The organism is Pigmentiphaga sp. H8 (genome assembly GCF_003854895.1).
Taxonomy (GTDB): domain Bacteria; phylum Pseudomonadota; class Gammaproteobacteria; order Burkholderiales; family Burkholderiaceae_B; genus Pigmentiphaga.
Map to the genome: position 1 here is coordinate 5,006,005 of NZ_CP033966.1, position 26,119 is coordinate 5,032,123.

26 protein-coding genes are annotated in these 26,119 nt (G+C 69.2%); 15 read left to right on the forward strand and 11 right to left on the reverse strand.

Features of this window, described 5'->3' with window-relative positions; all coding sequences use genetic code 11:
• Nucleotides 1-20: 20 nt before the first annotated feature.
• From EGT29_RS23535 to EGT29_RS23545, 3 genes are all read right to left on the reverse strand, one after another.
• Nucleotides 21-590: an aminodeoxychorismate/anthranilate synthase component II gene (locus tag EGT29_RS23535; RefSeq protein WP_124691255.1), complete on the reverse strand. Its 570-nt coding sequence runs from the start codon at nt 588-590 to the stop codon at nt 21-23.
• 444 nt (nt 591-1,034) lie between these two features.
• Nucleotides 1,035-1,871, reverse strand: coding sequence for a pirin family protein (locus EGT29_RS23540; RefSeq protein ID WP_124691256.1), 837 nt, complete (start codon nt 1,869-1,871; stop codon nt 1,035-1,037).
• Nucleotides 1,872-1,894: 23 nt separating this feature from the next.
• On the reverse strand, nt 1,895-3,130 hold the full coding sequence (locus EGT29_RS23545; RefSeq protein ID WP_124691257.1) for a hypothetical protein: 1,236 nt from the start codon (nt 3,128-3,130) through the stop codon (nt 1,895-1,897).
• A gap of 181 nt (nt 3,131-3,311) precedes the next feature.
• Between EGT29_RS23545 and EGT29_RS23550 the strand changes: the two genes are divergently transcribed.
• From EGT29_RS23550 to EGT29_RS23575, 6 genes are all read left to right on the forward strand, one after another.
• Entirely contained in the window at nt 3,312-4,220 is a 909-nt protein-coding gene (locus tag EGT29_RS23550; protein ID WP_124691258.1) for a LysR family transcriptional regulator, read from the forward strand.
• Nucleotides 4,221-4,354: 134 nt separating this feature from the next.
• Entirely contained in the window at nt 4,355-5,233 is an 879-nt protein-coding gene (locus EGT29_RS23555) for a TauD/TfdA family dioxygenase (protein WP_124691259.1), read from the forward strand.
• Nucleotides 5,226-5,915 (forward strand): RraA family protein, encoded by a 690-nt coding sequence (locus EGT29_RS23560; protein WP_124691260.1) that lies wholly within the window; start codon nt 5,226-5,228, stop codon nt 5,913-5,915. Before EGT29_RS23555 ends, EGT29_RS23560 begins: the two co-directional genes overlap by 8 nt.
• Nucleotides 5,912-7,081 (forward strand): M20 family metallopeptidase, encoded by a 1,170-nt coding sequence (locus EGT29_RS23565; RefSeq protein WP_161567932.1) that lies wholly within the window; start codon nt 5,912-5,914, stop codon nt 7,079-7,081. The genes EGT29_RS23560 and EGT29_RS23565 overlap by 4 nt, the downstream gene beginning before the upstream one ends.
• Nucleotides 7,082-7,119: 38 nt before the next feature.
• The gene (locus EGT29_RS23570; protein WP_124691262.1) at nt 7,120-8,076 is read left to right on the forward strand and encodes a tripartite tricarboxylate transporter substrate binding protein; all 957 of its coding nucleotides are present in this window, start codon (nt 7,120-7,122) and stop codon (nt 8,074-8,076) included.
• A 55-nt stretch (nt 8,077-8,131) separates the two neighbouring features.
• Complete coding sequence (locus EGT29_RS23575; RefSeq protein ID WP_124691263.1) at nt 8,132-9,073, forward strand: LysR family transcriptional regulator; 942 nt, start codon at nt 8,132-8,134, stop codon at nt 9,071-9,073.
• Here EGT29_RS23575 and EGT29_RS23580 read toward each other — a convergent pair.
• Nucleotides 9,015-9,908 carry a LysR family transcriptional regulator gene (locus EGT29_RS23580; protein WP_124691264.1) on the reverse strand — a complete coding sequence of 298 codons (894 nt, stop codon included), beginning with the start codon at nt 9,906-9,908 and terminating at the stop codon, nt 9,015-9,017. The genes EGT29_RS23575 and EGT29_RS23580 overlap by 59 nt on opposite strands.
• Nucleotides 9,909-10,009: 101 nt before the next feature.
• On the opposite strand from EGT29_RS23580, the gene EGT29_RS23585 reads away from it, so the two are divergent.
• Genes EGT29_RS23585 through EGT29_RS23600 form a run of 4 tightly spaced genes read left to right on the forward strand, consistent with a single transcriptional unit; the run spans nt 10,010 to nt 13,574 of the window.
• Nucleotides 10,010-11,056, forward strand: a complete 1,047-nt coding sequence (locus EGT29_RS23585) for an Ldh family oxidoreductase (protein WP_124691265.1) — start codon at nt 10,010-10,012, stop codon at nt 11,054-11,056.
• A gap of 27 nt (nt 11,057-11,083) precedes the next feature.
• Nucleotides 11,084-12,052, forward strand: a complete 969-nt coding sequence (locus tag EGT29_RS23590) for a tripartite tricarboxylate transporter substrate binding protein (RefSeq protein ID WP_124691266.1) — start codon at nt 11,084-11,086, stop codon at nt 12,050-12,052.
• Between the two features lie 2 nt (nt 12,053-12,054).
• A complete protein-coding gene (locus EGT29_RS23595) occupies nt 12,055-12,837 on the forward strand; it encodes an MBL fold metallo-hydrolase (RefSeq protein ID WP_238160184.1) in 783 nt (260 codons plus the stop codon).
• Between the two features lie 2 nt (nt 12,838-12,839).
• Nucleotides 12,840-13,574: an ABC transporter substrate-binding protein gene (locus EGT29_RS23600; RefSeq protein ID WP_124691267.1), complete on the forward strand. Its 735-nt coding sequence runs from the start codon at nt 12,840-12,842 to the stop codon at nt 13,572-13,574.
• Between the two features lie 15 nt (nt 13,575-13,589).
• Here EGT29_RS23600 and EGT29_RS23605 read toward each other — a convergent pair whose 3' ends face one another.
• The 3 genes from EGT29_RS23605 to rpe form a co-directional block, all read right to left on the reverse strand.
• Nucleotides 13,590-15,110: an anthranilate synthase component I family protein gene (locus EGT29_RS23605; protein WP_124691268.1), complete on the reverse strand. Its 1,521-nt coding sequence runs from the start codon at nt 15,108-15,110 to the stop codon at nt 13,590-13,592.
• A gap of 279 nt (nt 15,111-15,389) precedes the next feature.
• On the reverse strand, nt 15,390-16,100 hold the full coding sequence (locus EGT29_RS23610) for a phosphoglycolate phosphatase (protein ID WP_124691269.1): 711 nt from the start codon (nt 16,098-16,100) through the stop codon (nt 15,390-15,392).
• A 28-nt stretch (nt 16,101-16,128) separates the two neighbouring features.
• Entirely contained in the window at nt 16,129-16,845 is a 717-nt protein-coding gene (gene rpe / locus EGT29_RS23615; protein ID WP_124691270.1) for a ribulose-phosphate 3-epimerase, read from the reverse strand.
• A gap of 119 nt (nt 16,846-16,964) precedes the next feature.
• Here rpe and apaG point away from each other — a divergent pair, with 119 nt between their 5' ends.
• The gene (apaG, locus tag EGT29_RS23620; RefSeq protein ID WP_124691271.1) at nt 16,965-17,339 is read left to right on the forward strand and encodes a Co2+/Mg2+ efflux protein ApaG; all 375 of its coding nucleotides are present in this window, start codon (nt 16,965-16,967) and stop codon (nt 17,337-17,339) included.
• A 214-nt stretch (nt 17,340-17,553) separates the two neighbouring features.
• Nucleotides 17,554-18,942 (forward strand): murein transglycosylase A, encoded by a 1,389-nt coding sequence (locus EGT29_RS23625; RefSeq protein WP_124691272.1) that lies wholly within the window; start codon nt 17,554-17,556, stop codon nt 18,940-18,942.
• Here EGT29_RS23625 and EGT29_RS23630 read toward each other — a convergent pair.
• Nucleotides 18,939-19,874 (reverse strand): LysR family transcriptional regulator, encoded by a 936-nt coding sequence (locus EGT29_RS23630; protein ID WP_124691273.1) that lies wholly within the window; start codon nt 19,872-19,874, stop codon nt 18,939-18,941. The genes EGT29_RS23625 and EGT29_RS23630 overlap by 4 nt on opposite strands.
• Nucleotides 19,875-19,993: 119 nt before the next feature.
• On the opposite strand from EGT29_RS23630, the gene EGT29_RS23635 reads away from it, so the two are divergent.
• From EGT29_RS23635 to EGT29_RS23645, 3 genes are read left to right on the forward strand one after another with little or no spacing between them, the layout of a single operon-like run.
• On the forward strand, nt 19,994-21,697 hold the full coding sequence (locus EGT29_RS23635; protein ID WP_124691274.1) for an alkaline phosphatase family protein: 1,704 nt from the start codon (nt 19,994-19,996) through the stop codon (nt 21,695-21,697).
• Nucleotides 21,694-22,146, forward strand: a complete 453-nt coding sequence (locus EGT29_RS23640) for a cupin domain-containing protein (RefSeq protein WP_124691275.1) — start codon at nt 21,694-21,696, stop codon at nt 22,144-22,146. The genes EGT29_RS23635 and EGT29_RS23640 overlap by 4 nt, the downstream gene beginning before the upstream one ends.
• Before the next feature lie 37 nt (nt 22,147-22,183).
• A complete protein-coding gene (locus EGT29_RS23645) occupies nt 22,184-23,155 on the forward strand; it encodes a tripartite tricarboxylate transporter substrate binding protein (RefSeq protein ID WP_124691276.1) in 972 nt (323 codons plus the stop codon).
• A 28-nt stretch (nt 23,156-23,183) separates the two neighbouring features.
• Here the strand turns inward: EGT29_RS23645 and EGT29_RS23650 are convergent, their stop codons facing one another.
• From EGT29_RS23650 to EGT29_RS23660, 3 genes are read right to left on the reverse strand one after another with little or no spacing between them, the layout of a single operon-like run.
• Nucleotides 23,184-23,924: a DsbC family protein gene (locus EGT29_RS23650; protein WP_124691277.1), complete on the reverse strand. Its 741-nt coding sequence runs from the start codon at nt 23,922-23,924 to the stop codon at nt 23,184-23,186.
• 30 nt (nt 23,925-23,954) lie between these two features.
• Nucleotides 23,955-25,193 carry an FAD-dependent monooxygenase gene (locus tag EGT29_RS23655; protein WP_124691278.1) on the reverse strand — a complete coding sequence of 413 codons (1,239 nt, stop codon included), beginning with the start codon at nt 25,191-25,193 and terminating at the stop codon, nt 23,955-23,957.
• A gap of 41 nt (nt 25,194-25,234) precedes the next feature.
• Nucleotides 25,235-26,089, reverse strand: a complete 855-nt coding sequence (locus EGT29_RS23660; protein WP_161567933.1) for a mechanosensitive ion channel family protein — start codon at nt 26,087-26,089, stop codon at nt 25,235-25,237.
• Nucleotides 26,090-26,119 lie beyond the last annotated feature (30 nt).

Genomic DNA, 26,119 nt, shown 5'->3' on the forward strand with positions numbered 1-26,119 from the left:
GGGAAATCGTTGCCGCTGGTTCATGCGTTCAACTGCAGGAAATTGCGCAGCAAGGCATGGCCATGCTCGCTCAAGACGGATTCGGGGTGGAACTGCACCCCGTAGACGGGAAGGCTGCGGTGGCGCAGGCCCATGATCTCCCCATCGTCGGTCTGCGCCGTCACCTCCAGGCAGTCGGGCAGGCTGTCGCGTTCGACCGCGAGCGAGTGGTACCGGGTGACCGTGTAGGGAGACGGCAAGCCTTGGAACACGTCGCTGCCCGTATGGGTCAGGGCCGACGTCTTGCCGTGCATGATCTGCCGCGCGCGGACGATTTTGCCACCAAACGCGGCACCGATGGACTGGTGGCCCAGGCACACGCCCAGGATGGGCACCTTGCCGGCATAGGCCTGGATGAGCGGCACCGAGATGCCGGCCTCGGCGGGCGAGCACGGCCCGGGCGAGACGCAGATGCGCTCGGGCGCCAGGGCCGCGATCTCGTCCAGCGTGATCTGGTCGTTGCGATACACCCGCACGTCCGCGCCGAGTTCGCCGAAGTACTGGACCAGGTTGTAGGTAAAGGAATCGTAATTGTCGAGCATCAGCAGCATGCCGCTCTCCCCGTGGAATCGAACAGGCCGGTGGCCGGGAACACGTCGGCGATCGCGCCGTCCGGGAGCTGGCGCCACCACGCGAGCGACGAGCCACGATGCACGTGTGCGGGGGTTCGGCTGGCAAGGGGGGATACTGCTGGATACACGGACAATCTCCTGGATCGGGAGCCGCCGTGCCGGGGGAGCTGTGTGAATTCGCGACCTGCCACCGGTTACGGCGGCAGGGTGCAGTTCTCGAACCGCAACAACGTGCCGCTTCCTAGCGGAAGCGCCACCACTGAGCTGCTTGGTTCGAAACGATGCGGTTCATGTCTTGAAGTGAGTCGGGAGCCGCGGCCATGTGCGCGTTTCAGCTCCGGCGGGAATTCTAGCGCGTCCGCGTTTCGCTTGTCGAACGGAAGAAATGGGGACGGAACAAGAACGTCCCCACCGCCTTCTTCCCTAAAACGGCACCCCGTCCAACCGCCCCATCTTGCCGCTGGCGAAGTCGCGCTTGGCCTGCAGCAGGCGCTCGGGCGTGTCCATCACGAACGGCCCACCGAAGAAAATCTGCCCCTGCGCCGGCGGCCCACCCAGCAGGGCGACGTCTGCGGGGCCCTGCGCCGTGGCCCGCAGCTCGACCGAGTCGCCGGGCGCCAGGACCGCCAGCGCGCCGGCGCCGAGCGTCCTGCCATCGCCGAGATCCAACTGGCCGTCCAGCACGACCAGGCCCAGCTCCTCTTCCGGCACCGGCAGCACGGTACGCCCTCCCGAAGCCAGCCGGACATGTGCCAGCAGCGTGGGCATGGTCGTGGCCATGGGGCCGGCATGCCCACCGATGTTTCCCGCGATCACGCGCACGCGCGCGCCGCCCTGTTCGAATTCGGGAATGCTGCCGCGCCGGAAGGACGCATAGGCGGGCTCGATCAGCTTCTGTCCGGGTGGCAGACTGGTCCAGAGCTGCAGGCCATGGCGGCCGCCGGCCGGCTGCTCGGCGTGGAGCATGCCCCGGCCGGCCCGTATCCATTGGGCGTCGCCCGCGCCCAGGCGGTCGCGGAAACCTTCGCTGTCGCGGTGCTCGACCTCGCCCTCCAGCAGGTAGCTGATCACCTCTATGCCCGCGTGCGGATGCGGCGAATCGCCGATGCCGCGCCGGGACCGATGGCGATAGTGGTCGATGAAAACGAAAGGCCCCAGCGAAATCCGGTCCCGCTGCGGCAACGCGCGCCACAGCAGCATGTCGCCGTCATCGATGACGCGCTGCGCGGGCAGCACGGCGGATACAAGGCGTTCGGTCATGATGAAGATTCTCCTGTCATCGTTCAGGCGCCGGCCACGGCCAGGCCGTCGATCCGCAGCGTCCCGATGGCGCCGTGCATCTCGATCGGCGCGATGTCCTTGCCGTGGACCACCACGCCGCCCGCGATCTCGATCTCGCGCGCCGAACCGCCGGACTTGACGCTGAGCGCGATGGCCGACAGCTTCACGACCACGCCCTTGACCAGCGAATCGCCGGTGCCGCCAAAGGTCTCGATGCCGCGGCGCACCGACAGGCGGCCGATGGGCTGGCTGATCTGGATCCCGACCGCGCCGTCCGCATGCGTGACGAGCCGGTCGAACTCCGCCACGTTGACGGTACCGTCGTAGACGTTGAAGGCGCGCGCGCCCTGCCCGAAGGTTTCGATGGGCGCGTGCACGCGCAGTTCGTTGACCACGCCGAAGTTGACGAAGCCGATACCGCTGGGGCCATACGAGGTCAGCTTTTCCCGCGCGTCCCAGCGATCCACCGTGCCCCAGTTGTCGAGCACCATGTCGTTGACGCCGTAGGTCACGACCGGCCCGAGGTTGCGCACCACGTCGACGAAGGCGTTGCTGACGGTGAACACGCCGCCGGTGATCTGGTCGGGCGTGCCGGCGGGAATCCGGCCGTCGCTATGGACCGCGCCGGTTTCCAGCAGGGACACAGCCAGGCGCCCTCCCCCGGACATGCCGCTGACGAAGATCCCGCTGCCCAGCACGGGTGCGGTGGGCCGGCCGGCCGACAGGCCGGTCAGGCGTGCGCTGATGGTCACGGCGGCATCGTCCTGCATGTTCCACAACGTGAAGGCGCCCTGGGTCACGTAGACGCCATAGCCTTGCGGCCGGTCGGCCCGGGCCCGCGCATCGGCCGCGACGATGTCCAGTCCGTCGACCTCGACATGGCCCGCGCGGACCTTGTCGCGGGCCAGGATCTGGACCTGTCCGACGGTGGTCACCGCCGCGAGGCGGATGCGGCCCAGCCCGTCCACCCCGGGATCGTTGAAGATGGCTCGCCGGTCGGGCGAGGCTTCGATGCGCAGGTCACGGATCTCGTTGTCCTCGCTCAGCTGCACGCCATCGCTGCCCGCGGCGAAGGCCAGGACCGCGCCGGCTTCCCCGCCGACCAGGGACTGGCCCGGCAGCAGCCGGATCGAAGGCAGGCCGGACAGCAGCCCGCCTACGGCGATGACCTGCCTGCCGGCGTCCTGCACGGCAGCTTGAAGTGCTTCGGAAGTGGTGACGAGTGCTTGCGATGCCATGATGGCGCTCCTGGATGATGGAAGGCCGCGGTAGCCGGCCCGAGAAGCCCTACTCTAGGCTTGGGGGCGATGCCGATGAAGGGGACGGCGGGCACTTCATTTGTGCCCAGCCGGCATCAATCCATGGATCGCGCGGACGATTGCGCGCACAATGCTCGTCGGACGATGTGGGGCGAACGGCATGAACGAAGCGTCAGGCAAACTGGACACGGTGGAGATGTTCTGCGCGGCGGCCCGGGCCGGGAGCTTCACCGCGGCCGCGACCGTGCTGGGCACGACGCCTTCGGCGATCAGCAAGGCCGTGCGGCGCCTGGAGGACAGGCTGGGCGTCAAGCTGTTCGCGCGAACCACCCGCGCAATCCGGCTGACGGACGACGGGCAGGCCTATTACCGCACGTGCAGCCAGGCCCTGGAAAACATCCACGACATCGAGCGTTCGCTGACGGGGCACCGGCTGCCACGCGGCGAGCTGCGCATCAGCGCTCCCGCCAGCTACGGCATCAAGCGGCTGATCCCGCTCGTGCCGCGCTACGTGGCGCGCCATCACGGGCAGGTGAAGGTGACCGTCTCGGTCAGCAACGCCGTGGCGGATTTCGTGATGGACGACGTCGACATGGCGATACGCATCGGCGAGGTCGCGGACTCGCGGCTGGTCGCGCGGCCGCTGCACCCGGCCAGCCCGCGCATCGTCGCCTCGCCGGCCTATCTGCGCCGGCACGGCACGCCCGCCACGCCAGAGGACATGGCCAACCACGCCTGCCTGGGATTGATCATGCCCGACAGCGGCCGCGCCATGCCCTGGACCTTCGCGCCGTCGGCCGATGGCATGGCCACGCAGGTCCGGCTCCAGCCCGCGATGAACTTCGACCATCCGCTGGGCACGCTGGCGGCCGCGTTAAGCGACGCCGGCCTCGCGCAGTTGCTGGACTTCACCGTCGAGGACGACCTGCGCAGCGGCCGCCTGGTGGAGGTCCTGGCCGCGTGGCGTCCGCCAGCCCAGCCGGTTTCCGTCGTCTGGCCCGGCAATCGCCATGTGCCCGCCACGGTGCGCAGCTTCGTGGATTTCCTGGTCGATACCGCCCACGCCTGACCGGCCCTATCAAATCCCTTTATCGCCCACCGCCTCGATTCGATTGGCGCCGATGCCGCTCGCGTTCGCATAATCATCCCACCTCGATGCCCCGGCGCGGCCGGACGCATCCGGGGCCAATCGGAGACGTGTCGATGCGATTCGCGGTAACAGAGATAGTCGAGGACTTCGTGGGCGAAATCGAGGACTTCCCCTTCGATGCCATCGACCAGGATGCCGTTGCCCAGTTGAAAGCGGCGTGGTTCCGCTACCCGGTCCTGCGCTTTCGCGGCGTCCGGATCGGCGATCGGGAGCAGGTGGCCTTCAGCCGTGCGCTCGGCCCGGCGGTGTTCCATCCTCGGCAGCTCCAGGAAGGCAGGAATGCCGAGTTCCCCGAAATCCTGGTCATCAGCAACAAGAAGAAGGCCGACGGTTCGCCGGCGGGCGACCTGGGCGACGGCGAAGTGCGCTGGCACACGGACACCTGGTTCGTCGAACAGCCGCCGTCGGCCGCCATTCTGCGGGCGGTCGAACTGCCCGACCAGGGCGGCAACACGTATTTCGCCAACATGTATGCCGCCTACCAGAGCCTGGACACGGCAATGAAGGCACGCCTGGACGGCCTCGCCATCCATCACCAGTCGGTCGTCGACGGACGCGGGGAGGTCAGGCTGGGCAAGACGCCGCCGGCATCCGACGACTACGCCGCCTGGGCCGGCGTCGATCACCCGCTGGTCCGGCGGCATCCCGGATCCGGCCGTCCATGCCTGTACCTGGGCGGCGATCGTCCGCACCAGTCCATCCCCGGCATGCCCCAGGACGAAGCGGCGCCGTTGCTGGCGGCCCTGTGGGCGGCGGCCACCGATGCCCGCCACGTCTGGGCGCAGCAATGGCGGCCCGGCGACATGATGATGTGGGACAACCGCTGCCTGCTGCACAAGCGCGATGCCTTCGACCCGCGATCCGTGCGGCGCCTGCATCGGACCACCGTCGAGGGCGAGCGGCCGATCGCGGCGGAGCTGGCCCATGCCTGAGGCAGCCTTCCGCTTCGGCGACTTGCCGGCGCCCCTGCCGCCCGAGCTGCGCGCGCTGGCCGACGGCCTGGAACCCGCCGCGCTGGGCCACCTGCTGGACCAAGGCTTCACCGGACCGCGCCACCGCCATCTGGCGGGCCGCCGCGAGCCGTCGGTGGGCATGGTCGTGACCTGCCTCAGCCCCGGCGCTGACAACGCCATCGTGCATCACGCGGTTTCCCGCCTGCGGCCCGGCGATTTCCTGGTCATCGCACGCGGCCCGGACCGCCCCGAGGCCTGCCTGGGAGGCGGTCTGGCACTGGCCGCCGAACGAGCGGGCTGCGCCGGCATCCTGGTGGACGGCCCGGTCACGGACGTGCAGGAACTCCGGCAACTGGCCTTGCCCGTCTGGGCGGTCGGCCTGACCGCGCTGACCTGCAAGCGCCACTATGAAGGCGGCACATTCTGCGAGCCCGTCTCCATCGATGGCATGGACATCGCCCCCGGGATGCTGGCGCTGGGCGACGAGAACGGCGTGCTTTTCGTGGACGGCCCCCGCCTGCTGGCATGCGCGCCGGAGGCGAAGGCGCGGCAGTCCGCGCAGGCGGAACGCTATGCCCGGGTCCGCGCGGGCGGGCGCCTGGCCGCGCTCAACGGCACGGACGAGGCGTTCGCGCGGATCCTGGCGGAGACGGCGCGATGACCCCGTTCTCCCTGGAGCCCAAGCGATACGACGAACTGGTCCGGATCCGGCGCGACATCCACCGCCATCCCGAACTCGCGTTCGCGGAGCGGCGCACCGCGGCCATCGTCCGGCACGACCTGGCCGAGTTGGGGCTTGACGCCGTTTCCGGCGTGGCCGGCACCGGCGTCGTGGCGGTGCTGGACACCGGTCGCCCCGGGCGCACGGTCGGGCTGCGCGTCGACATGGACGCCCTGCCCATGACGGAAACCGCCGACGTGCCGTTCAAGTCCGAGGTGCCGGGCGCGGCCCACACCTGCGGCCACGACGTGCATTGCGCCATCGGACTGGGCGCGGCCTCGCTGCTGTGCGAGCGGCGGCACACCTTGCGCGGCCGCTTCAAGTTCCTTTTCCAGCCTGCCGAGGAAACGCTGGAGGGCGCGCGGGCGATGATCGAGGCGGGCGTGCTCGAGGCGCCGGCGGTGGACGTGCTGCTGGGCTGCCACAATTCACCGCAGCTGGACACGGGCCGGATCGGCTACCGGCACGGGGCGTCCATGGCCTCGTCCAGCGCCTTCGTCATCGACGTTCGCGGCGCGGCCGGCCATGCCGCCCATCCCCGCTCCGGCGTGGATGCCTTGCAGGCCTTGCCCATGCTGCTGACCGGGCTCAACGCGATACGCGCCAAGGAAGTCGCCGCCGACCAGCCCCTGATCCTTTCCGTGGGCCGGATCCAGGGCGGCCGCGCGCGCAACGTCATCTGCGACGCGGTCACGCTGGAAGGCACCTGCCGGACGCTCGACGACGCCGTGCGCGGCGAGGTCGAGGCCGCGCTGCGCCGGCTGGCGCAAGGCACGGCCACGGCCACGCGGACGGCGGTGGACGTGCAATGGCGCACCCTGGCCCCCGCGCTGGTCAACGACCGCGACACCCTGGAGCGGGCCATCCGCGCGATCGAACGCGGCCTGGGCGCCGACGCCCTGGTCGCACTCGATGCGCTGTCGATGGGCGGCGAGGATTTCGCCTGGTACGGACAGCATGTCCCCGTCGCGCACCTGCGCATCGGATCCCGTTGCGCGGGCTCCTCGACACAACTGCACCAAAGCGATTATTTCTGCGACGAACGCGCCATCGAGGCCGGGGCCCTGGCCCTGGCCGCGGCGGCGGCCGAGCTGGCCGCGACCTGACGCGGCGCCGTTCGCACCTACCCTGCAAGGAAACCCTCATGGAACGACGACGATTCCTGTTTGGCCTGGCGGCGGCCGCCGCGATGCCCACGGCCCGGTCCCAGAGCCGGCCGATCCGTTTGCTGGTCCCCTTCGCCCCCGGCGGCGCGACCGACGTCATCGCGCGCGAGATCGCGGTGCTGATGGGAAAACACCTGGGCGCCACCGTGGTGGTGGAGAACCGCGGCGGCGCGGGCGGGTCGATCGGCACCTCGGAAGTCGCGCGCGCCGCCCCCGACGGCTACACGCTGGGACTCGCCACGCAATCGACCCACGCGGTCAACCCCGTCGTCTACCGCAAGGTGGGATACGATCCCCTGACCGACTTCACGCTGCTTGGGGAGATCGCGCAGGCGCCCGGCATCCTGCTGGTCAACAGCAAGGTGCCGGCCACGACGCTGGCGCAATTCGTGCAGCATCTGCGCAGCCATCCCGACCAGTTGACCTATTCGTCCCCCGGCAACGGCACCATCGGCCACGTCTGGGGCGAACAGTTCAAGCACTCGACCGGCACGGCCATGCTGCACGTGCCGTACAAGGGCGCCTCGCAGGCCCTGGCCGACCTGGTGGCGGGCCAGGTCGATTCGACCTTCACCTCGGTCGCCTCGGCCATGCCCTATCTGCGGAACGGCCGGGTACGCGCGCTGGCGGTAAGCTGGCCCGGGCGCCTGGACATGCTGCCCGCGGTGCCGACCTATGCCGAGGCGGGATGGCCGGACAACAACCAGCCGACGTGGTACGGCCTGGTGGGACCGGCCGGCCTTGCCGGGGACGCGCGCGGCGCGCTGCGGGCCGCCATGCGGGCCGCGCTGGACGACCCCGGCCTGCGGGAAAAGTACCGCGGACAAGGCGTGTTTCCCGCCCTGGGCACGCCGGAGCAGTTCGCGGCGACCATCCGGCGCGACATGGACAGCATCGCGGCCATCCGCAGGACTGCCCAGATTTCGGTGGACTAGCCGGCGTTTCTGCCCGATCATCGTCTCCGGCTTTCTTCCAGGCGGACGATAGACCTTGGCATTGAAACTCAGGCAGATCGAAGCCTTCCGGGCGGTCATGCGGGAAGGCAGCATGGTGCGGGCCAGCTCGGCGCTGGCCATCACCCAACCGGCCGTCAGCTACCTGATCGGATCGCTGGAAAGCGCCGTGGGTTTCGCGCTGTTCCGGCGCGAGAAGGGCAAGCTCATTCCCACGCCCGAGGCGCACCAGCTCATCGACGAGGTCGACCGCCTATACGAAAGCGTGGACGAGGTCGAGGCGGTGGCGCGGCTGATCGCCAATCACCAGCGCGCGGTGCTGCGCATCCTGCTGACCCCCGCCCTGTCCACGGGCGCCTGCGTCCAGGCCATCGGCCGCTACGCGGCGCGGCACCCGGGCATCCGCCTGGACATCGATACCGCGCACCGGGCGACGATCCTGCGCCGCCTGCTGTCGGGCCACGCCGACCTGGCGGTGCTGTCGCTGCCGGTGGAAACGGATCGGATCGTGGCGACCAGCGTCTTCACCAGCGATCTGGTCTGCGTTCTTCCGGCGCACCACGAACCGCCCCGGCCGAACACCATCACCCCGGGCGACCTGGCGGGCGTCCCGTTGATCGGGCTCAAGCCCAGCGGCGTGATCCGCCCCATCGTCGACCGCTGGTTCTCGGCGGCGAACGTCACGCCACGCTTCGACATCGAGGTGCGCGATGCCTGGACCGCCATCGAACTCGTGCGCGGCGGCGCGGGTGCCGCCATCGTGAGCCGCATCAGCGTCCCGCCTTTCGGCGCGGATCCGCTGCGCGTGCTGACGCTCGCGCCGGCCGGGCACATCGAGATCGGCATCGTGTCGCCGGCCTCGCTTCCCGTCCACCGTACGGTGGGCGCCCTGGCGGATTTCCTGCGCGAGCAGATTCGGCTCAAACCGTGCGCCGCGTCTTCATCAACATGTCGTATAGCAACTGCGCCACCGGACTGAGCTGCCTGCCGCGCCGGTGGATCAGCCCGATGTCCCGGCTGACGGCCGGCTCGCGCAGGGGCTTGCTGACCAGGGCCGCATGCCGGCCCTTGGGCATGGCCAATTTCGGCACGACGCCTATGCCCACCCCGGCTTCCACCAGGCTGACCAGCGCAGGGACGTGCTGGACCTCGCAGAACCATCGCGGCTGCTGCGCGCTATGCGCCAGCGCCTGGTCCATCAGGAAGCGGTTGCCGCTGCCCTGGGCCAGCCGGATGAAGTGATGATCGGCCAGTTGCGCCCAGGTCAGCGTGCGCCGCGCCGCCAGGGGGTGGTCGCGCCGAAGCGCCACCACGAAGGGTTCGTTCAGCAGGGGCTGGTAGGTGATCTCCGCGTCCTGCGTGCCGATGTAGGTCAGGCCGAAATCGGCATCGCCGCGCGCCACCGCCGTCAAGACTTCGGACGATGACTCGTCGATGATGCGGATACGGATGCGCGGATATTGCTGGTGGTACTGGTGGATGACCTCGGGCAGGAAATAGGCCACCGCCGACGGCACGCAGGCGATGGTGACCTCGCCCGACAGCTTCTCGGCCACGTCCTGGATCCCTATCAGGGCGCTCTCGAGCTCGTTCAGAACGTTTCTTGCGCGCGGCACGAAGCCGCGTCCTATGGTCGTCAGCTGGACCTTGCGCGTGGTCCGCTCGAACAGCTTGACGCCCAGGGCATCCTCCAGCTTGTCCACCCGCCGGGACAGCGCGGACTGCGACACGTGCAGGGACTCGGAAGCGGCCCGGAAGCTTCCCAGGTCCGCCACGGCAAGAAAGGCGCGCAGATCGGCCAGGTCGAATTTCATGCGTTTTCGTCAAGAATCCATCCAATTTTTGCACTTTACTCCCATTTATCCGTCGCCCAAGATGCGTTCCATAGCCTTCTTTCCCTACGCAGGAACGCCTCATGCCCGCCACCGTTGTCCCGCCCACGAAATATTCCGAAGCAGAACTGACCCGCCTGGGCATCCTGGCATTCCGCGCGCTCGGCCTGCCCGAGCAGGACGCCCAGGACGTCGTCCGCGTGCTGGTGCTGGCCGACATGTTCGGCCTGTCGACGCACGGCCTGAGCCGCCTCGAATCGTATGGCGATCGCCTGAAGGTCGGCGGTATCGCCGCGCGCGCCCAGGTAACGGTGAGCACGGCGGCCCCCGCGCTGCGCCTGGTCGACGGCGGCAACGGCGTCGGCCCGCTGGTCGGCATGCATGCCCTGCGCGCCGCCATGGAGGCCGCGGGCGAATGCGGCGTGGGCGTCGTGTTCGCCCGCGCCAGCAATCATTTCGGCCCGGTGTCGCCGTACTCGCTGATCGCCGCCCAGAGCGGCTTCGCCAGCATCATCGGCAGCAACGCCACCACCACCATCGCCCCCTGGGGCGGCAGCGACGCCAGGCTGGGCAACAGCCCGATCGGATTCGGCGTCCCCAACCCCGGCGGCGATCCCTTCCTGCTCGACATGGCGATGAGCGTCGTCGCCCGCGCCAAGATCCGCCGGGCCCTCAAGCAGGGCCAGCCCATCCCCGATAGCTGGGCCACCGACCAGGCCGGCCGCCCCACCACCGACCCGGCCGCCGCGCTGGACGGCTTCCTGCTTCCCATCGGCGGGCACAAGGGCTATGGCCTGGCCCTGATGGTGGACCTGTTCGCCGGCCTGCTGTCCAACGCCGCCTACCTGACCCACGTGAAGTCGTGGGTCGAGGCGCCGGACGAGCCGCAGAACCTGGGGCACTTCTTCATCCTGATCGATACGCGCCGGCTCGGCTCCACCGCCTGGCTGGCCGAGAGGATGAAGGACTTCGCCGCCATCCTGCACGGCAGCTCGCCCATCGATCCTGCCCACCCCGTCATCGTCCCGGGGGAAATCGAACTGGGCCGGCTGGCGCGCAGCCGCGCGGAGGGCATCGAACTGGATGCCGACACGGCCGCCCTGCTGGCCGCCTACGCCGCGCCTCGTTAAGGCCACGGCCAGACCAAGGAGGAAGACATGAAGACACTGGCAACGCTGGCGATGCTCGCCCTGGCACTGCCCGGGCACGCGCCCGCCGCGGACAAATATCCATCCAGGCCCGTGCGGGTCATCGTGCCCTACGTCGCAGGCGGCGCCGCCGACATCACCACGCGGGTGGTCGCCCAGAAGCTCTCGGACCGCCTGGGCGCGACCTTCGTCGTCGAGAACAAGCCCGGCGCCAACGGCATGATAGGCACGGACTTCGTCGCCAAGGCGAAGCCGGACGGCTACACCCTGCTGGCCGACGCCAGCGGGCCGCTGGTCGTCAACCCGTCCTTGTACGAGAAGGTGCCGTACGACCCGACGAAGGACCTCGTGCCCGTGAGCCAGTTGACCAGCTACCAGTATGCGCTGGTCGTGCCCGCGGCCTCGCCGCTGCGCAGCCTGGACGATCTGATCCGGACGGCGCGGGCGCAGCCGGGCAAGCTCAGCTACGGCTCCGCCGGCATTGGTGCCGGCGGCCACCTGGCCGGCGAACTGCTGGCGCTGATGAGCAAGACCGAACTCACCCACGTCCCCTACAAGGGCAACGCCCAGGCGCTGGCCGACATCCTGGGCGGACAGTTGTCCTTCACCTTCGACACCATAGTGACCGCCGTGCCACACGTCCACGCCGGCAAGCTGCGCGCGTTCGCGGTGTCCGGCCCGACCCGCTCGCCCGCGCTGCCCGACGTGCCCACCATGGAAGAGCTCGGCTACAAGGGCTTTCACATCACGCAGTTCCAGGGCATGCTTGCTCCCGCCGGCACCGATCCGGCCATCGTGAAGATCCTCAACGACGCGGTGGGCGCCGCCATGCGGGAACCCGACGTGGTCAAGCGCCTGGCCGACGAAGGCGGCTACGAGATCGTTGCCGGCTCCCCGGCGGATTTCGCCCGGCTGATCACGGCCGAACTCGACATGTACCGGCGTCTGATCCACGACGCGAACATCAGGATGCAATGAACATGACCACCATGATCGATGTCCTGGTCCAGGGCTACCCTGGACGCGCTACCCATCACGGCGGCCTGGGCTGGAGCACGGTGACGCTGGTGCGCACGGGCGGCCGCAACATCCTCGTCGACGTCGGCGCCTTCGGCGCCCGCAAGCCCATCCTGAAGGCGCTTACCGAACGCGGCGTGCAGCCGGCCGACGTCACCGACGTGGTCCTGACCCATGCCCACTACGATCATGCGGTCAACTTCACGCTGTTTCCGTGGGCCACCGTCTGGATCGGCGACGAGGAACTGAGCTGGGCCGCCGCGCAGCCGCCGGGTTTCAACCCCATTCCCGAGCTTTACGTGCGCGAGCTGTGCGCCTCGCCGCGCGTGCGGCGCGTGCGCGACGGCGAAACCTTCCTGCCCGGACTGCAGGCCATCGCGGCCCCCGGCCACACGCCCGGCCATCTCCTGTTCTACCTGACCGATACGGAAGAACCGGTGCTGTTCACCGGCGATGCGGCCAAGAACCGCGCCGAACTGCTCAGCATGAGCGTGGCGGACACCGACGACGCGCGGGCCAGCGCCCGCAGCCTGGAAAAAATCTGGCAGCTCTGGAAACAGCGGCCCGGCACCTTGCTGGTCCCCGGCCATGACCTGAGCATGCGCCTGGACGCCGAAGGCCGCCCTGTCTATGTGGGCGAACGCGCCGCGGAAATCGGCGTCTGGTTCAGCGAAACGCTGCAACAGGCCAGGATCGACCTCTGCTGCGCACCCCGGCTCGATTTCTCTGAACTCGCGAACGACTGACCATGCCCATCACTCCCGACGTACGCGCCGCCTTCGCCCCCACCGGCGTGCTGCGCGCTTCCATCAACATCGGCAATCCCATTCTTGCCTCGCTGGATGCGGGCAGCGACACCCCGCGCGGCGTCTCGGTAGACCTGGCGCGGGAACTGGCGCGCCGGCTGGACCTCCCCATCGAACTGAAAGTCTTCAAGAGCGCCGGCGAATCCGTGCGCGCGGTCACCGACGAACAGGCCGACGTCGGCTTCTTCGCCATCGACCCCGAACGCGGCCAGGGCATAGGCTTCACCGCGCCCTACGTGATCATCGAGGGATGCTACCTGGTGCCTCACGATTCGCCGCTGCGCGACAACGACGAAGTCGACGCCGCCGGCACCACCGTCGTGGTCGGCCGAGGCAGCGCCTACGACCTGTTCCTGACCCGCGCGCTCCAGCATGCGACGCTGCTGCGTGCGCCCACCTCGCCATCGGTGGTCGAGGTCTTCGTGAAGGAAGGCGCCGACGTCGCCGCCGGCGTGCGCCAGCAGTTGGAGGCCGACATGGCGAACCGCGAAGGACTGCGCCTCCTGCCCGGACGCTTCATGGAAATACGCCAGGCCATGGGCCTGCCCAAGGGCCGCGGCGATGCGGCCGCCCGGGTGCTGCGGACCTACGTGGAAGAAGCCAAGGCCTCCGGCTTCGTGGCCCAGGCCCTGGAACGCCACCGGATCGAGGGCGTATCGGTGGCGCCGGCGGATTGACGGACAGGCTTCGCCCTAGACCGGATCATCCAACCCCAGCTGCACCTGCTCCGCCGCCCGCAGCACCGCCCGGGCCTTGGCCTCCGTTTCCGCCCATTCCTTCTCGGGCTCGGAATCGGCCACCACGCCGGCGGCCGCCTGCGCATACAGCATGCCGTTCTTGATCACGCCGGTGCGGATGGCGATGGCCAAGTCCATCTCGCCGCCGTAGCTCAGGTAGCCCGCCGCCCCACCGTACACGCAGCGCCGCACCGGCTCCAGTTCGTCGATCAGTTCCAGCGCCCGCACCTTGGGCGCGCCGGACAGCGTGCCCGCCGGGAAGGTCGCGCGCAGCACGTCCATGGAGCTCATGCCCCGGCGCAACAGCCCGGTGACGTTCGACACCAGGTGCATGACGTGCGAATAGCGTTCGATCGCCAACTGGTCGGTCACCTGCACCGAGCCGATCTCGGCGATGCGGCCGACATCGTTGCGGGCCAGGTCGATCAGCATGACGTGCTCGGCGATTTCCTTGGGATCGGCGCGCAGTTCCTCGGCCAGCGCCAGGTCTTCCTCGGGCGTGCCGCCGCGGGGGCGGGTGCCGGCCAGGGGCCGGATCGTGACGCGGCTGCGGGTCTCGCCCTGTTCCTGCACCGCCTCCTGCCGCACCAGGATCTCGGGCGAGGAACCCACGACGTGGAAGTCGCCGAAGTTCCAGAAGTACATGTAGGGCGAGGGGTTGAGCGAACGCAGCGCCCGGTACAGCGACAGCGGCGAATCGCGGAAGGGTTTGGCGATGACCTGGCCCACCTGGACCTGCATCAGGTCGCCGGCGGCGATGTATTCCTTGGCCTTGAGCACGGCCGCCAGGTAGTCCGGCTTCTGGAAGTCGCGGCGCGTCTCGGTGACCATGCTGGCCTGGCTGTACGGGATCTCGGCCGGGCGGCGCAGCTGCGTGCGCAAGTCCAGCAGGCGGGTGCGGGCGCGGGCATAGGCCTCGCGCTGGCCAGGGTCGGCGTAGACCATCAGGTAGAGCCGCCCGCTCAGGTTGTCGATGATGGCCAGTTCGTCGATCAACAGCAGCAGCAGATCGGGTACCGGATCGCCCATGCCGGCGGGATCGGGCTTGGTGCAGGGGCCCAGCCGGGGCTCGATGTGCCGGACCATGTCGTGGCCGAAGTAGCCGGCCAGGCCGCCCACGAAACGCGGCATGCCGGGGCGCAGCGCCACCTTGAAGCGTTTCTGGTACTCGGCGATGAAGGCCAGCGGGTCGCCCTCGTGGCGCTCGACCACCTGGTCGTCGGTCACCACCTCGACGTTGCGGCCGCGCGCCCGGATGAAGGTGCGCGCGGGCAGGCCGATGAAGGAATAGCGCCCGAAACGCTCGCCGCCCACCACGGACTCCAGCAGGCAGCTCATGGCGCCGCGCCGGGGCCCGCTCTGGGCCAGTTTCAGGTAGAGCCCAAGGGGGGTATCCAGATCGGCATAGGTCTCGGACACCAGCGGGATGCGGTTGTATCCCTGGGAGGCCAGGGCCTGGAATTCGACTTCGGTCATGCTTGCCTCGTATCGCGTGGAATGTTGCGGTTCCGCCGGAGACCTTGTCCGGAACGCACGAGCAGACATGCCCCGACGGTCCGGCAGGACTCGGGCGGGGAGATTCGTATCGGGTTTTTTGCTAGGGGCCGGTCAGCGCGCTGGCTGACGGCCGGAGAGAATCACCACCACCCGGCAGACGAACGCCACCAGCGCCACCAGGCGCGGGGTTGGGCGGACGACCGGATCATGGCAACCATATGTACGGGGAAAGACCCTGGGAGTATCTGGAGCAACGAACTAGAACGACGCCGGCGGAACCACCGTGGTCCGGGACAGGACCTGCGACTGGGAAATCCACAGCGCCGCGTCGACAAGCGTGGAAACTATACCATCGGACTCGATGGCATGCACATCCCGCCCCTCGTTGTAGCCGTAGGGCACGAGCAGCACGCGGCAGCCGGCCGCCTTGGCCGCCGACGCGTCGTTCATGGAGTCGCCCACCACCACGGCCTCGGCCGGCGTGACGCCCAGCAGTTCGCAGGCGTGCAGCACGGGATCGGGATCCGGTTTCTTGCGGGCGACGCTGTCGCCGCTGACCACGGCGTCGAAATAGGCGCGCAGCCCGATCCGTTCCAGCAGCGGGCCGGTGAATTCGGCCGGCTTGTTGGTCACGACCGCGATGCGCAGGCCCTGCGCCTTCATGGCCTGCAAGCCCTCGAGCACGCCGTCGAAGATGCGGGCGGTCTCGCCGTTGACCTCCTGGTAGGCATCGCGGAAGACGTCCAGCGCCTCGGGGAAGCGTTCCTGCTCGGCGCGGCCGTCCAGGCTGCCCGACAGCGCGCGGTGCACCAGGTTCTCCATGCCCTTGCCGACGAAGGTGGCAATGACGTCCTCGCGCAGCGGCACCAGGCCGAACTCGACCCGCATGATGTTCGCGGCGCGCGCCAGGTCGGGCACGGAATCCACCAGGGTCCCGTCGAGGTCGATCAGTACGGCGCGAAAACTCATGCTGGCTCCTTGCTTCCCGGGTTCGGGCTCAGGCGTAGGACGCGTCGCCCTTGGCGATCTGCGCACGCATTTCCTTGATGACGGCCGCGTAGTCGGGCTTGCCGAAGATCGCCGACCCGGCAACGAAGGTATCGGCGCCCGCCGCGCGGATGGCGGCGATGTTGTCGACTTTCACCCCGCCGTCGACCTCCAGCGCGATGGCGCGGCCGGTTTCCGCCTGCCAGCGGTCCAGCCGGGCGCGCGCCTGGCGCAGCTTGTCCAGCGTGGACGGCAGGAAGCTCTGGCCGCCGAAGCCGGGGTTGACCGACATCAGCAGCACGATGTCCAGCTTGTCCATCACGTAATCCATCCAGTCCAGGGGCGTGGCGGGATTGAACACCAGCCCGGCCTGACAGCCGTGGTCGCGGATCAGCGCCAGGGTGCGGTCGACGTGGCGCGAAGCCTCGGGATGGAAGGTGATGACGTCGGCGCCGGCCTTGGCGAACATGGGGATCAGCGCATCCACGGGCTCCACCATCAGGTGCACGTCGATGGGCACCTGCACGTGGGGGCGGATGGCCTCGCAGACCATGGGGCCGATGGTCAGGTTGGGCACGTAATGGTTGTCCATCACGTCGAAATGTATCCAATCCGCACCGGCGGCCACGACATTGCGCACCTCTTCCCCCAAGCGGGCGAAATCGGCGGATAGAATGCTGGGGGCGATACGCGTGGAAGCGGGCCCGGAAATGGTGAAGGCTGGCATAAGATATTCCGTTTACAGGAGCAAGCCGCGGGACATCCCAGCGGACGCCGAGCCCGCGGATGCCGGCCCGGCCGGATGCCTCCCATTGTAGAAGCTTGTCAGACCCCTATGGCGCACGCATGAAATCTCATGAACTGACGGTTACCGTACAGCCCCGCTACCTGGCCGACCAATCCGATCCGGGCAAGCGGCAGTACGTCTTTGCGTACACCATCCGCATCACCAACAGCGGATCCGAACCCGCCCAGTTGATCAGCCGTCACTGGATCATCACCGACGGCAACCAGCAGGAACAGGAAGTCCGGGGCCTGGGTGTCGTGGGCCAGCAGCCCTTGCTGCAGCCCGGAGAAAGCTTCGAATACACCAGCGGGTGCCCGCTCTCGACGCCGGTCGGCACCATGCGCGGCACCTACCACTGCGTCGGCGAGAACGGCATGCCCTTCGAGGTCGACATCCCCGAATTCGTCCTGGCCATGCCCCGTACGCTGCACTGATGAGCGCCCCTACTCCTCGCCGGCATCTGTCCCAGAACGCAACGGTGGGGACACAGGATGCAGCGGATCCGGCTTTGCCGGTCCGCTCGCATCGCCCCCTGGGGGGCGCGCGGAGCGCGTAGGGGGGGGATTGACCCTACCTCGCATGGTCCACACCACGATGAAGACGAGTATGGAAAGCGCCAGGAGCGCTTCCAGCAGGAGCAACCACATAATGTCCCTTCGCGAGTTCATTGCCAGAAACTGGCATTGCCGCCAATTTAACCGCTTCCCCCTGCCCGCGCTTGCCCTGGCCGCGGCCGTGGCCGGCTGCGCGCAGCCGGCCGGCACGGTGCAGCCCCAGCAGGACGCGGGCGCGGCGCCGTCCCAGCCCGCCGTGACCGCCCCGCCGGCCACGGCCGCGCCCGCGCCGGTACCCGACAGCGCCCGGCCGCTGCCCCCGCCGGTCCCCCGCCCGTCCAGCAAGCCGGCCTTGCAGAGCAGCAAGCACTTCGTGCGAGGATCCTGGCAGCAGTTGCCCGGCTGGCGGACCGATACGGTCGAGGCCATATGGCGGCCGTTCCTGGCCAACTGCCGGTCCATCATCCTGCGCACCGGCCGGCCGGTCTCGAATACCGCCCCGCCCATGGCCGATCCGTATGCCTGGCAGCAGGCGTGCGCCGCCGCGCGCGACCTGCCGCCCACGCCCTCGGCCGACCAGGTGCGCGCGTTCATGGAACACTGGCTGCAGCCCTGGTCGGTGCGCGGCCCTGGCAGCGAAGTCGCCTCCGGCCTGGCCACGAGCTACTACGAGCCCCTGGTCCACGCCTCGCGCGAGCGCGGCGGCGCCTATCAGTGGCCGCTGTACGCGGTCCCGGCCGATCTGCTGACCATAGACCTGGGCGGCCTGTATCCGGAGCTGGTGGGCAAGCGCGTGCGGGGCAAGCTTGACGGCAAGCGCGTCGTTCCCTACGACACCCGCGGCGAGATCGAGCGGCCCGAACGCCAGCCGCCGGCCATCGTCTGGGTCAACGACCCGGTCGACGCCTTCTTCCTGCAGGTGCAGGGCACGGGCCGCGCGGTGCTGGACACCGGCCCCGGCCAGGGCAGCACCATACGCGTGGCCTATGCCGACCACAACGGCCATCCCTACGTGTCGATCGGCAAGTGGCTGATCGACAAGGGGGAACTGACGCTGGCGCAGGCCTCGATGCAGGGCATACGGGCCTGGGCCCAGCGCAACCCGGCGCGCGTCAAGGAAATGCTCAACGCCAACCCGGCGGTGGTGTTCTTCCGCGAGGAAGCCGTGGCCGATCCGTCCGAGGGCCCGCGCGGCGCCATGGGGCTGCCCCTGACGCCCCATCGCTCGCTGGCCGTGGATCCGTCCATCGTGCCGCTGGGCAGCCCGGTGTTCCTGTCGACGACCCAACCGGCCTCGCGCCAACCCATGAACGTCGTGGCCCTGGCCCAGGACACCGGCACGGCCATCAAGGGCCCGGCCCGGGTGGATCTGTTCTGGGGATTCGGCGACGAGGCCGGGGAAATGGCCGGCCGCATGAAGCAGCCGACCCGGCTGTGGGTGCTGTGGCCGAAGAACGAAGGGGTGCCGGCGCCCGCGCGCTAACTCTTGCGCCGCCGGGCGCGCGCCGGCTGCACGTCGGCGCGCAGGCCGCGCGCCTCCTGCTCGAACGCTTCGTACAGCCGCTGGGCCGGGACGGTCAGCGGCGCGTCGGCCCGCGCCACCAGGTGGATCGTGGTCGCGGGCAGATCGTCCGCGATGGGCAGGGCCACGAGATTCGTCGCCGGACCATGCCGCTGGAAGAATCCCTCGGGCACGACGCCCAGGATGTCCAGGTCCGGCAGGATGGCCAGCAGCGTGGAGAACGACTCGCACTCCAGGTGCACGTCGGGCGCGGGCAACCCGCGCGACTCGAAGTCCATCCGCCGTGGGTCGCCCGGCCCGCCCGCCGGTCCCGTCAGTACCCAGGCCGCCTGGGCCAGGTCGGCCAGCCGGGTACGGTCCGCCAGCGGATGGCCGCGGCGGGCGGCGATCAGGTTCCGGCTCGTGAAGATGGGGTGGATGGCCAGGTCGCGGCGCGCGCCTTCCACCGGCAGCGGCCCGATCGCCAGGTCCAGTTCCCCGGCGCGCAATTGCGCGAACATGCGCGGATACAGCGTATCGACCAGCCGGATCCGCACCTGCGGCCAGCGCGCCCGGAAGCGCGCCAGGGCGCCGGGCCCCAGCAGGATGGCGCCGCCGGGCGACAAGCCCACGGTGACGCTGGCCTGGGCATGCTCGGTGTGCCAGGCGATCTCCTCGCGCGCGCGCCCCAGTTCGCGCATCACGGTGGCCGCGCGGGCGGCCAGCATCTCGCCCGCGGGCGCCAGCCGCACGCCCTTGGCCGTGCGCAGCACCAGCGTGGTCCCGAACTCGTCTTCCAACTGTCGCAGCGATTTGGTCAAGGCCGGCTGCGAGACGTGAAGCGTCTCGGCCGACGCGCGCAGGCTGCCGGTCTGGGCCAGCACGAGCAGGAGCTGCAATTGTTGGAGGCGCATCGTCCGGAGGGTGATAACCCCAAGTAATCGATATCAAAAAAAGCGAAGAGCCTGTCCGCGCCGCGAAGCCTAGGATTGTCCGTAACGAGAACGGCCAAACCTTACTCCGGGAGTCGCAATTGTCCAAGCGCGTGAAGAACATTCTCTTCATCATGTGCGACCAGCTCAGGGCCGACTACCTGTCGTGCTACGGGCACGAGCGCCTGATGACCCCCAACCTGGACCGCCTCGCCGCGCGCGGCGTATTGTTCGAGCGGGCCTACGTGCAATCGCCGGTCTGCGGCCCCTCGCGCATGAGCTACTACACCGGGCGCTACGTCCAGTCCCATGGCGCGAGCTGGAACTTCGTGCCGCTCAAGGCCGGCGAGATGACCCTGGGCGATCACCTGCGGCCGCTGGGCGTGCGCTCGGTGCTGGTGGGCAAGACGCACATGCGGGCCGACCTGGCCGGCATGTCCCGGCTGGGCATAGACCCGGACTCGACGGTGGGCGTGCGGATAGGCGAATGCGGCTTCGATCCCTACGAACGCGACGACGGCATCCACCCCTACTCGGGCCACGACCCCGACCCCGCCTACAACGACTACCTGCGGCGCAACGGCTGCGACGGCGACAACCCCTGGGAAGCCTGGGCCAACACCGGCACCGACAGCGATGGCCAGGCGCGCTCGGGCTGGTTCCTGAAGTACTCGCGGCTGCCCGCCCGCGTTCCCGAGCAGCACTCCGAAACGCCCTACATGACCCGGCGGGCCATGGACTTCATGCGCGAGGCCGGCGAACAGCCCTGGTGCCTGCACCTGTCGTACATCAAGCCGCACTGGCCCTACATCGTGCCCGAGCCCTACGCCTCGATGTACGGTCCGCAGGACGTGCCGCCGGTAGCGCGCAGCGAGGCCGAGCGCCAGGATCCGCATCCGGTGTACGCCGCCATGATGAAGCACCGCGTGTCGCGCACCTTCTCGCAGGACGGCGTGCGCGAGGCGGTGATTCCCGCCTACATGGGACTGATCAAGCAGATCGACGATCAGATGGGCGTGCTGTTCTCGTTCATGGAGGAAGCGGGCCTGATGGACTCGACCATGATCGTGTTCACGTCCGATCACGGCGACTACCTGGGCGATCACTGGATGGGGGAAAAGGACCTGTTCCACGAGCCCGTCATCCGCGTGCCGCTGATCGTGTACGACCCCGACGCCCGGGCCGACGCCACGCGCGGCACCCGCTGCGCCGACCTGGTCGAGGCGGTGGACCTGGCCCCCACTTTCCTTGACGTCTGTGGCGGCGCGCCGGTGCCGCACGTCATGGACGGCCGTTCGCTGCGCCCGCTGCTGTTCGGCCAGCGCCCGGCGGACTGGCGGCGGGAAGTGGTGTGCGAGTACGACTACGCGTTCCAGGACGCCCGCATCGAACTGGGCACCGCCCCGCGCGACGCGTGGATGCGCATGATCTTCGACGGGCGCTGGAAATACGTGCTGTTCGAGGGCTACCGGCCCATGCTGTTCGACCTCACATCCGATCCCGACGAGTTCATGGACCTGGGCGCGTCGCCGGCGCCCGAACACGAAGAAGCGCGGCGGCGCCTGCACGAGGCGCTGTTCCGATGGGCGCTGCGGCCCCGCCAGCGCGTGACCGTGCCGGACGCCGCGATCGAATCGGTGGAAGTCCAGCCCCGCATTTCCGAGGGCGGCATCCTGATCGGCTACTGGGACGAGGACGATCTGGCCCGCGCCCGGCAGTCGTTCAAGCCCCGGTTCTCGTCCACCAACCCGCTCGTCCGGTCGACCCTCGACCGCCTGACGGGCAAGCAGGGAGCCCCGCAATGAGAAACGAAACGCCCGACATCACCCGCGCCCACACCGGCATCGACGGCGTGTCGTGGAACATCCTCGGCCAGGTGTACGTGCCCAAGCAGATGTCCGAGGACAGCTTCTCGTGGCACGCCACCTTCCCGGTCGAGACCTTCGTGCCGCCGCACATGCATCCCCACCAGGACGAGTACATCTTCGTGCTGGCCGGCCGCATCGACCTCATCCTGGACGGCAGGAAGCAGACCGCCGGCGCGGGCGACCTGGTGCGCATGCCGCGCGGCATCCCGCACGCCTTCTACAACAACTCCGGCGCCCCCGCGACGGCGTTGTTCTGGGCGGCCCCCTCGGGCAAGCTGGTCGAGCTCTACCAGCGCATCCACAATATGTCGAACCCGGCCGAGGTCGTGCAGACGGCCCGCGAATACGACGTCGTCTTCCTGCCGCCGGTCTCGGCCGCCGCCTGAAACCACCCCGGTTGCCTCTTCCACGGAGTGCCCAGCCATGCCCCTGTTACGTAGCGTATTCGCGGCCCTGCTGACGGCCGCCCTGGCCGCAGGTCCGGCCTGTGCCCAGGACTACCCGTCCCGGCCGATGCGCATCATCGTGCCCCTGCCCCCCGGCAGTCCGCCCGACGTGCTGGCGCGCCTGGTGGGCGAACGCCTGCAGGCGGCCTGGCACCAGCCCGTGGTGGTCGAGAACCGGCCGGGGGCCACCGGCATGATCGGGCTGGCGGCCGTGGCGCAGGCCCAGCCCGACGGCTACACCATGGGCATGATGTTCCTGACCCATACGGTGCTGCCCGCGCTGTTCGGCAAGGTGCCCTATGACACCGCCAACGCCTTCGCGCCCATCTCCAACCTGGTCTGGATCTACAACGTGCTGACCGTGCCGCAGGGACCGGACATCGCCACGCTGGACCAGCTGATCGCGCGGGCCAGGAATGCCCGTGGCACCGTCACCTACGCATCGGGTGGCAACGGCTCTCCGGCGCACCTGATCGGCGAAGGCTTCGCGCAATTCGTCGGCGCGCAGATGCTGCACGTGCCCTACAAGGGGCCGGCCGAGGCGGTACAAGGCTTGCTGTCGGGCGACGTCTCGGCCATGTTCGCGACCTCGTCGGTGGCCGTGCCGCTGGTCAAGGCGGGCAAGCTGCGCGCGCTGGCGGTGACCAGCCCCACGCGCCTGGCCACGCTGCCCGACGTCCCCACGCTGGAGGAAAGCGGCGTGCGCGGCTTCAGGATGAAGGAATGGGAAGGCCTGGTCGCACCGGCCGGCACGCCGGCCGCGGTGATCGCCAAGTGGCATGACGAACTGGCCCGCATCATGGCGCAGCCCGAGGTGCTCAAGCAGGTTCGCGAACTGGGCATGACGCCCGCCGACCCTCACACGTCGGCGGAATTCGGGACGCTGATCCGGTCCGAGCTGGACACCTGGACCCGGTTCATCGCCAAGGCCGGCCTGCGCCCCAATTGAACGCCGGTGCCGGCCGGGCCTGCGGATGCTAGCTGGCCTTGCCCAGGGAATCGAGTTTCTGGCGCAGCCGTTCGGCGGGAATCGCGCCGCCCACCCGGGTGTCGTCGCCGAAGATGATGGTGGGAGTGCCGGTTACCTGCAGCTTCTTGCCCAGCGCCAGCAATTCCTTGAGCGGCGCGTCGCAGGTGCCGGCCTTGGGCGCCTTGCCGTTCAGCATCCATTCGTCCCACGCCTTGCCCTTGTCGGGCGCGCACCAGACCGCCTGCGACTTGACGGTGGAATCGGGCGACAGGATGGGATAGAGGAAGGTATAGATGGTGACGTTGTCGATGCCTTCCATCGACCGGCGCAACTGCTTGCAATAGCCGCAGTTGGGGTCCTCGAACAACGCGATGCGCCGCGAACCGTTGCCGCGCACCTGCTTGATGGCCAGGTTCAGCGGCAGCTCGTCGAACTTCACGGCCAGCAGTTGTTCCTTGCGTTCTCGCGTCACGTTCTTGCGGGTCGAAGCGTCGATCAGGTTGCCGTCCAGCACGAAGCTGACTTTCTCGTCGGTGTAGACCAGCTCGCCGCCGATGCGCACCTCGTACAACCCGTAGGGCGTGCGGGACACGCCTTCGACGCCCACTTCGCCGAAACGCTGCACGAAGCGCTGCTTGACCGCTTCCTCGGTGGTGGGGGCGTTCTTGTTCGCCGCTTGCGCCCACGCCATGGACACGGGCGCGGCCATGGCCGCGGTCAGCAACAGGGAAGTCAGCATGCGTTTCATCGAATCTCCTAAACAATCGGACCGCGCCCGTCAGGCGCGAGTTCCTGTACCCGAAGCGCCATTCACCAGCATACGCTTGAGCAGGGGCATACGGTCCACCAGATCCAGCCCGGCGTTGCGCAGCCACGCGACCGGCGCCGCCTGGGTACCGAACAGATGGAACAGCCCGTCGGTGACTGCGCGCATGGCCAGCAGCGGTTCCGCGCGCGACCGCTGGTAGCGGCGCAGCAGGCGCGGATCGTCGACGGGCCGGAACGGCTCGCGGCCGCCCAGCGCCTGCGCCAGCGCCTTCACGTCTCCCAGGCCCAGGTTCAGGCCCTGCCCGGCCAGCGGATGCACCACGTGGGCGGCATCGCCCAGCAGGACGACGCCCCGGTGGGCGAGCTGGGAGCAGTGTTGCAGGACCAGCGGAAAGCCGAACAGCGGACCGCGCACGCGCAACGCGCCCAGCCGGCCCCCGGTGGCCGCGGCCAGCCGGGCCTGCAGCGCATGCGCGCGGTCCGGCTCGGGCAGCGCCAGCAAGGCGGCGGCCTGTGCGGCTGGCATCGACCATACCATCGAGACCTGCGGCCCATCCTGGGTGTCGGGCATGGGCAGCAGGGCCAGGATGCCATCGGGCGTGAACCATTGGCAGGCGCATTCCTGGTGCGGCAGCTCCGCGCTCAGGTGCGTGACGACGCCGGTCGCCCCATAGGCCGATCGCTGGGCGGACAGCCCCGCGGCCTCGCGCAATGTCGAGTCGGCCCCGTCGGCCGCCACCGCCAGCCGCGCCCGCAGGGCCTGGCCGCCGGAGGTCCGCAGGGTCACGCCTTCTCCGTCGCGCCCGGCTTCGAGCCCGACGAAATCTTCCGTGGTCCAGCGTATGCCGGACCACTGCACCGCCTGCCGCAGGACCCGCTCCAGTTCACGCGATTCGGCGATCCAGGCCAGGTAGTCGCAACCGGCCTGCCACGCAGACAGATCCAGCCGGCCGGGGCGATCGCCCCAGGCGGGCCGGTCGCCCAGGATTTCCATGCGCCGCACGCCGGTGATGCGCTCGGCCGGCAGGGCATCCCAGATCCCGAGATCCGCCAGCAGGTCGCGGCTGGCCGGCGACAGCGCGTAGACGCGCGGATCGAAGCTGCCCGCCTCGGGTGCCGGCAAGGGCGCACGCGGCCCGAGCAGGCCCACGCGCAGCCCCTGGCGGACCAGCGCGAGCGCGGCGGCCAGCCCGGCGATGCCGGTGCCGACGACGAGGATGTCCGCTTGGGAAGAAGTGGCTTGGATCATGGCTGGAACGACGTTACAGGCGCCAGTGTACAGCGCCGGACTCAGCCTTCCGCCGCCTGGTCCTGCAATTGCCGGTAGTAGTGGGTCAGCACTTCCTGGCCCGTACGCACGCGCCGGTTGCTGGGGCAGGGAAAGCGCAGCACCACGTCGAGCCGCTTGGGATCCACGGGCTCGATCACGGCCAGCGGCTCGCTGGCGGGCAGCGCGATCAGGTAGGCGCCCTCGATGTGCCGGAAATGCACGTCGGCCTGTTCCAGCCAGGGCTCGCACACTTCCCTGCCCGCCCGCAGCAGCCGCTCCTGGGCCGCCGGAATGTCGTCCCCCGGCTCCAGCGGCACCCGCACCGACTCGAGCACGAAGGTGCCCATGGCCGAGATCGTGCGCACGGGATTGAGCAGCAGCATCATGTTGGGGAAGCGGCAGACGCGGCCCGTGACCAGGCCCGACGACGTCTGCTCCAGCAGCGCGGTCGTGAACAGATCGATGGTCAGCACCTCGCCCTTCATGCCACCGATCTCGATCACGTCGCCCACCGAGTAGGTCCGCTGGGTCGCACGCATCAGCGAGCCCAGGGCGCTCATCACGTATTCCTTGCTGGCAATGGCCACCGCCGCCGCCAGCGCCGCCACCGACAGCGCGAAATGGCGCAGTTGGCCGCCCCAGATGAACAGCATCAGCAGCATCGTCACGATGACGATGGAGTTGCGCACGGTCAGGTAGCTGGTGCGGCGCTCTTCGGTCGAGCCCGAGCCCTTGCCCCGGTAATAGCGCGTGGTGGCGCGCGTGGCGAACATGGCAGCGAGCAGCACCACCAGCGACACCACGAGCTGGGCGGGAGTGTCGGAGGCGGTGAACCACGCCACCAGCCGGTCCCAGAGCGAAACGATGACATCCATGAAGCGAAAAGGCATGCGCCTGAATGAGCG

What these genes read in the sequence shown, in the direction of transcription:
- EGT29_RS23535 (WP_124691255.1), bottom strand. Translation starts at nt 590, where the DNA reads ATGCTGCTGATGCTCGACAATTACGATTCCTTTACCTACAACCTGGTC.
- EGT29_RS23540 (WP_124691256.1), bottom strand. Translation starts at nt 1,871, where the DNA reads ATGACCGAACGCCTTGTATCCGCCGTGCTGCCCGCGCAGCGCGTCATC.
- EGT29_RS23545 (WP_124691257.1), bottom strand. Translation starts at nt 3,130, where the DNA reads ATGGCATCGCAAGCACTCGTCACCACTTCCGAAGCACTTCAAGCTGCC.
- EGT29_RS23550 (WP_124691258.1), top strand. Translation starts at nt 3,312, where the DNA reads ATGAACGAAGCGTCAGGCAAACTGGACACGGTGGAGATGTTCTGCGCG.
- EGT29_RS23555 (WP_124691259.1), top strand. Translation starts at nt 4,355, where the DNA reads ATGCGATTCGCGGTAACAGAGATAGTCGAGGACTTCGTGGGCGAAATC.
- EGT29_RS23560 (WP_124691260.1), top strand. Translation starts at nt 5,226, where the DNA reads ATGCCTGAGGCAGCCTTCCGCTTCGGCGACTTGCCGGCGCCCCTGCCG.
- EGT29_RS23565 (WP_161567932.1), top strand. Translation starts at nt 5,912, where the DNA reads ATGACCCCGTTCTCCCTGGAGCCCAAGCGATACGACGAACTGGTCCGG.
- EGT29_RS23570 (WP_124691262.1), top strand. Translation starts at nt 7,120, where the DNA reads ATGGAACGACGACGATTCCTGTTTGGCCTGGCGGCGGCCGCCGCGATG.
- EGT29_RS23580 (WP_124691264.1), bottom strand. Translation starts at nt 9,908, where the DNA reads ATGAAATTCGACCTGGCCGATCTGCGCGCCTTTCTTGCCGTGGCGGAC.
- EGT29_RS23585 (WP_124691265.1), top strand. Translation starts at nt 10,010, where the DNA reads ATGCCCGCCACCGTTGTCCCGCCCACGAAATATTCCGAAGCAGAACTG.
- EGT29_RS23590 (WP_124691266.1), top strand. Translation starts at nt 11,084, where the DNA reads ATGAAGACACTGGCAACGCTGGCGATGCTCGCCCTGGCACTGCCCGGG.
- EGT29_RS23595 (WP_238160184.1), top strand. Translation starts at nt 12,055, where the DNA reads ATGACCACCATGATCGATGTCCTGGTCCAGGGCTACCCTGGACGCGCT.
- EGT29_RS23600 (WP_124691267.1), top strand. Translation starts at nt 12,840, where the DNA reads ATGCCCATCACTCCCGACGTACGCGCCGCCTTCGCCCCCACCGGCGTG.
- EGT29_RS23605 (WP_124691268.1), bottom strand. Translation starts at nt 15,110, where the DNA reads ATGACCGAAGTCGAATTCCAGGCCCTGGCCTCCCAGGGATACAACCGC.
- EGT29_RS23610 (WP_124691269.1), bottom strand. Translation starts at nt 16,100, where the DNA reads ATGAGTTTTCGCGCCGTACTGATCGACCTCGACGGGACCCTGGTGGAT.
- rpe (WP_124691270.1), bottom strand. Translation starts at nt 16,845, where the DNA reads ATGCCAGCCTTCACCATTTCCGGGCCCGCTTCCACGCGTATCGCCCCC.
- apaG (WP_124691271.1), top strand. Translation starts at nt 16,965, where the DNA reads ATGAAATCTCATGAACTGACGGTTACCGTACAGCCCCGCTACCTGGCC.
- EGT29_RS23625 (WP_124691272.1), top strand. Translation starts at nt 17,554, where the DNA reads ATGTCCCTTCGCGAGTTCATTGCCAGAAACTGGCATTGCCGCCAATTT.
- EGT29_RS23630 (WP_124691273.1), bottom strand. Translation starts at nt 19,874, where the DNA reads ATGCGCCTCCAACAATTGCAGCTCCTGCTCGTGCTGGCCCAGACCGGC.
- EGT29_RS23640 (WP_124691275.1), top strand. Translation starts at nt 21,694, where the DNA reads ATGAGAAACGAAACGCCCGACATCACCCGCGCCCACACCGGCATCGAC.
- EGT29_RS23645 (WP_124691276.1), top strand. Translation starts at nt 22,184, where the DNA reads ATGCCCCTGTTACGTAGCGTATTCGCGGCCCTGCTGACGGCCGCCCTG.
- EGT29_RS23650 (WP_124691277.1), bottom strand. Translation starts at nt 23,924, where the DNA reads ATGAAACGCATGCTGACTTCCCTGTTGCTGACCGCGGCCATGGCCGCG.
- EGT29_RS23655 (WP_124691278.1), bottom strand. Translation starts at nt 25,193, where the DNA reads ATGATCCAAGCCACTTCTTCCCAAGCGGACATCCTCGTCGTCGGCACC.
- EGT29_RS23660 (WP_161567933.1), bottom strand. Translation starts at nt 26,089, where the DNA reads ATGGATGTCATCGTTTCGCTCTGGGACCGGCTGGTGGCGTGGTTCACC.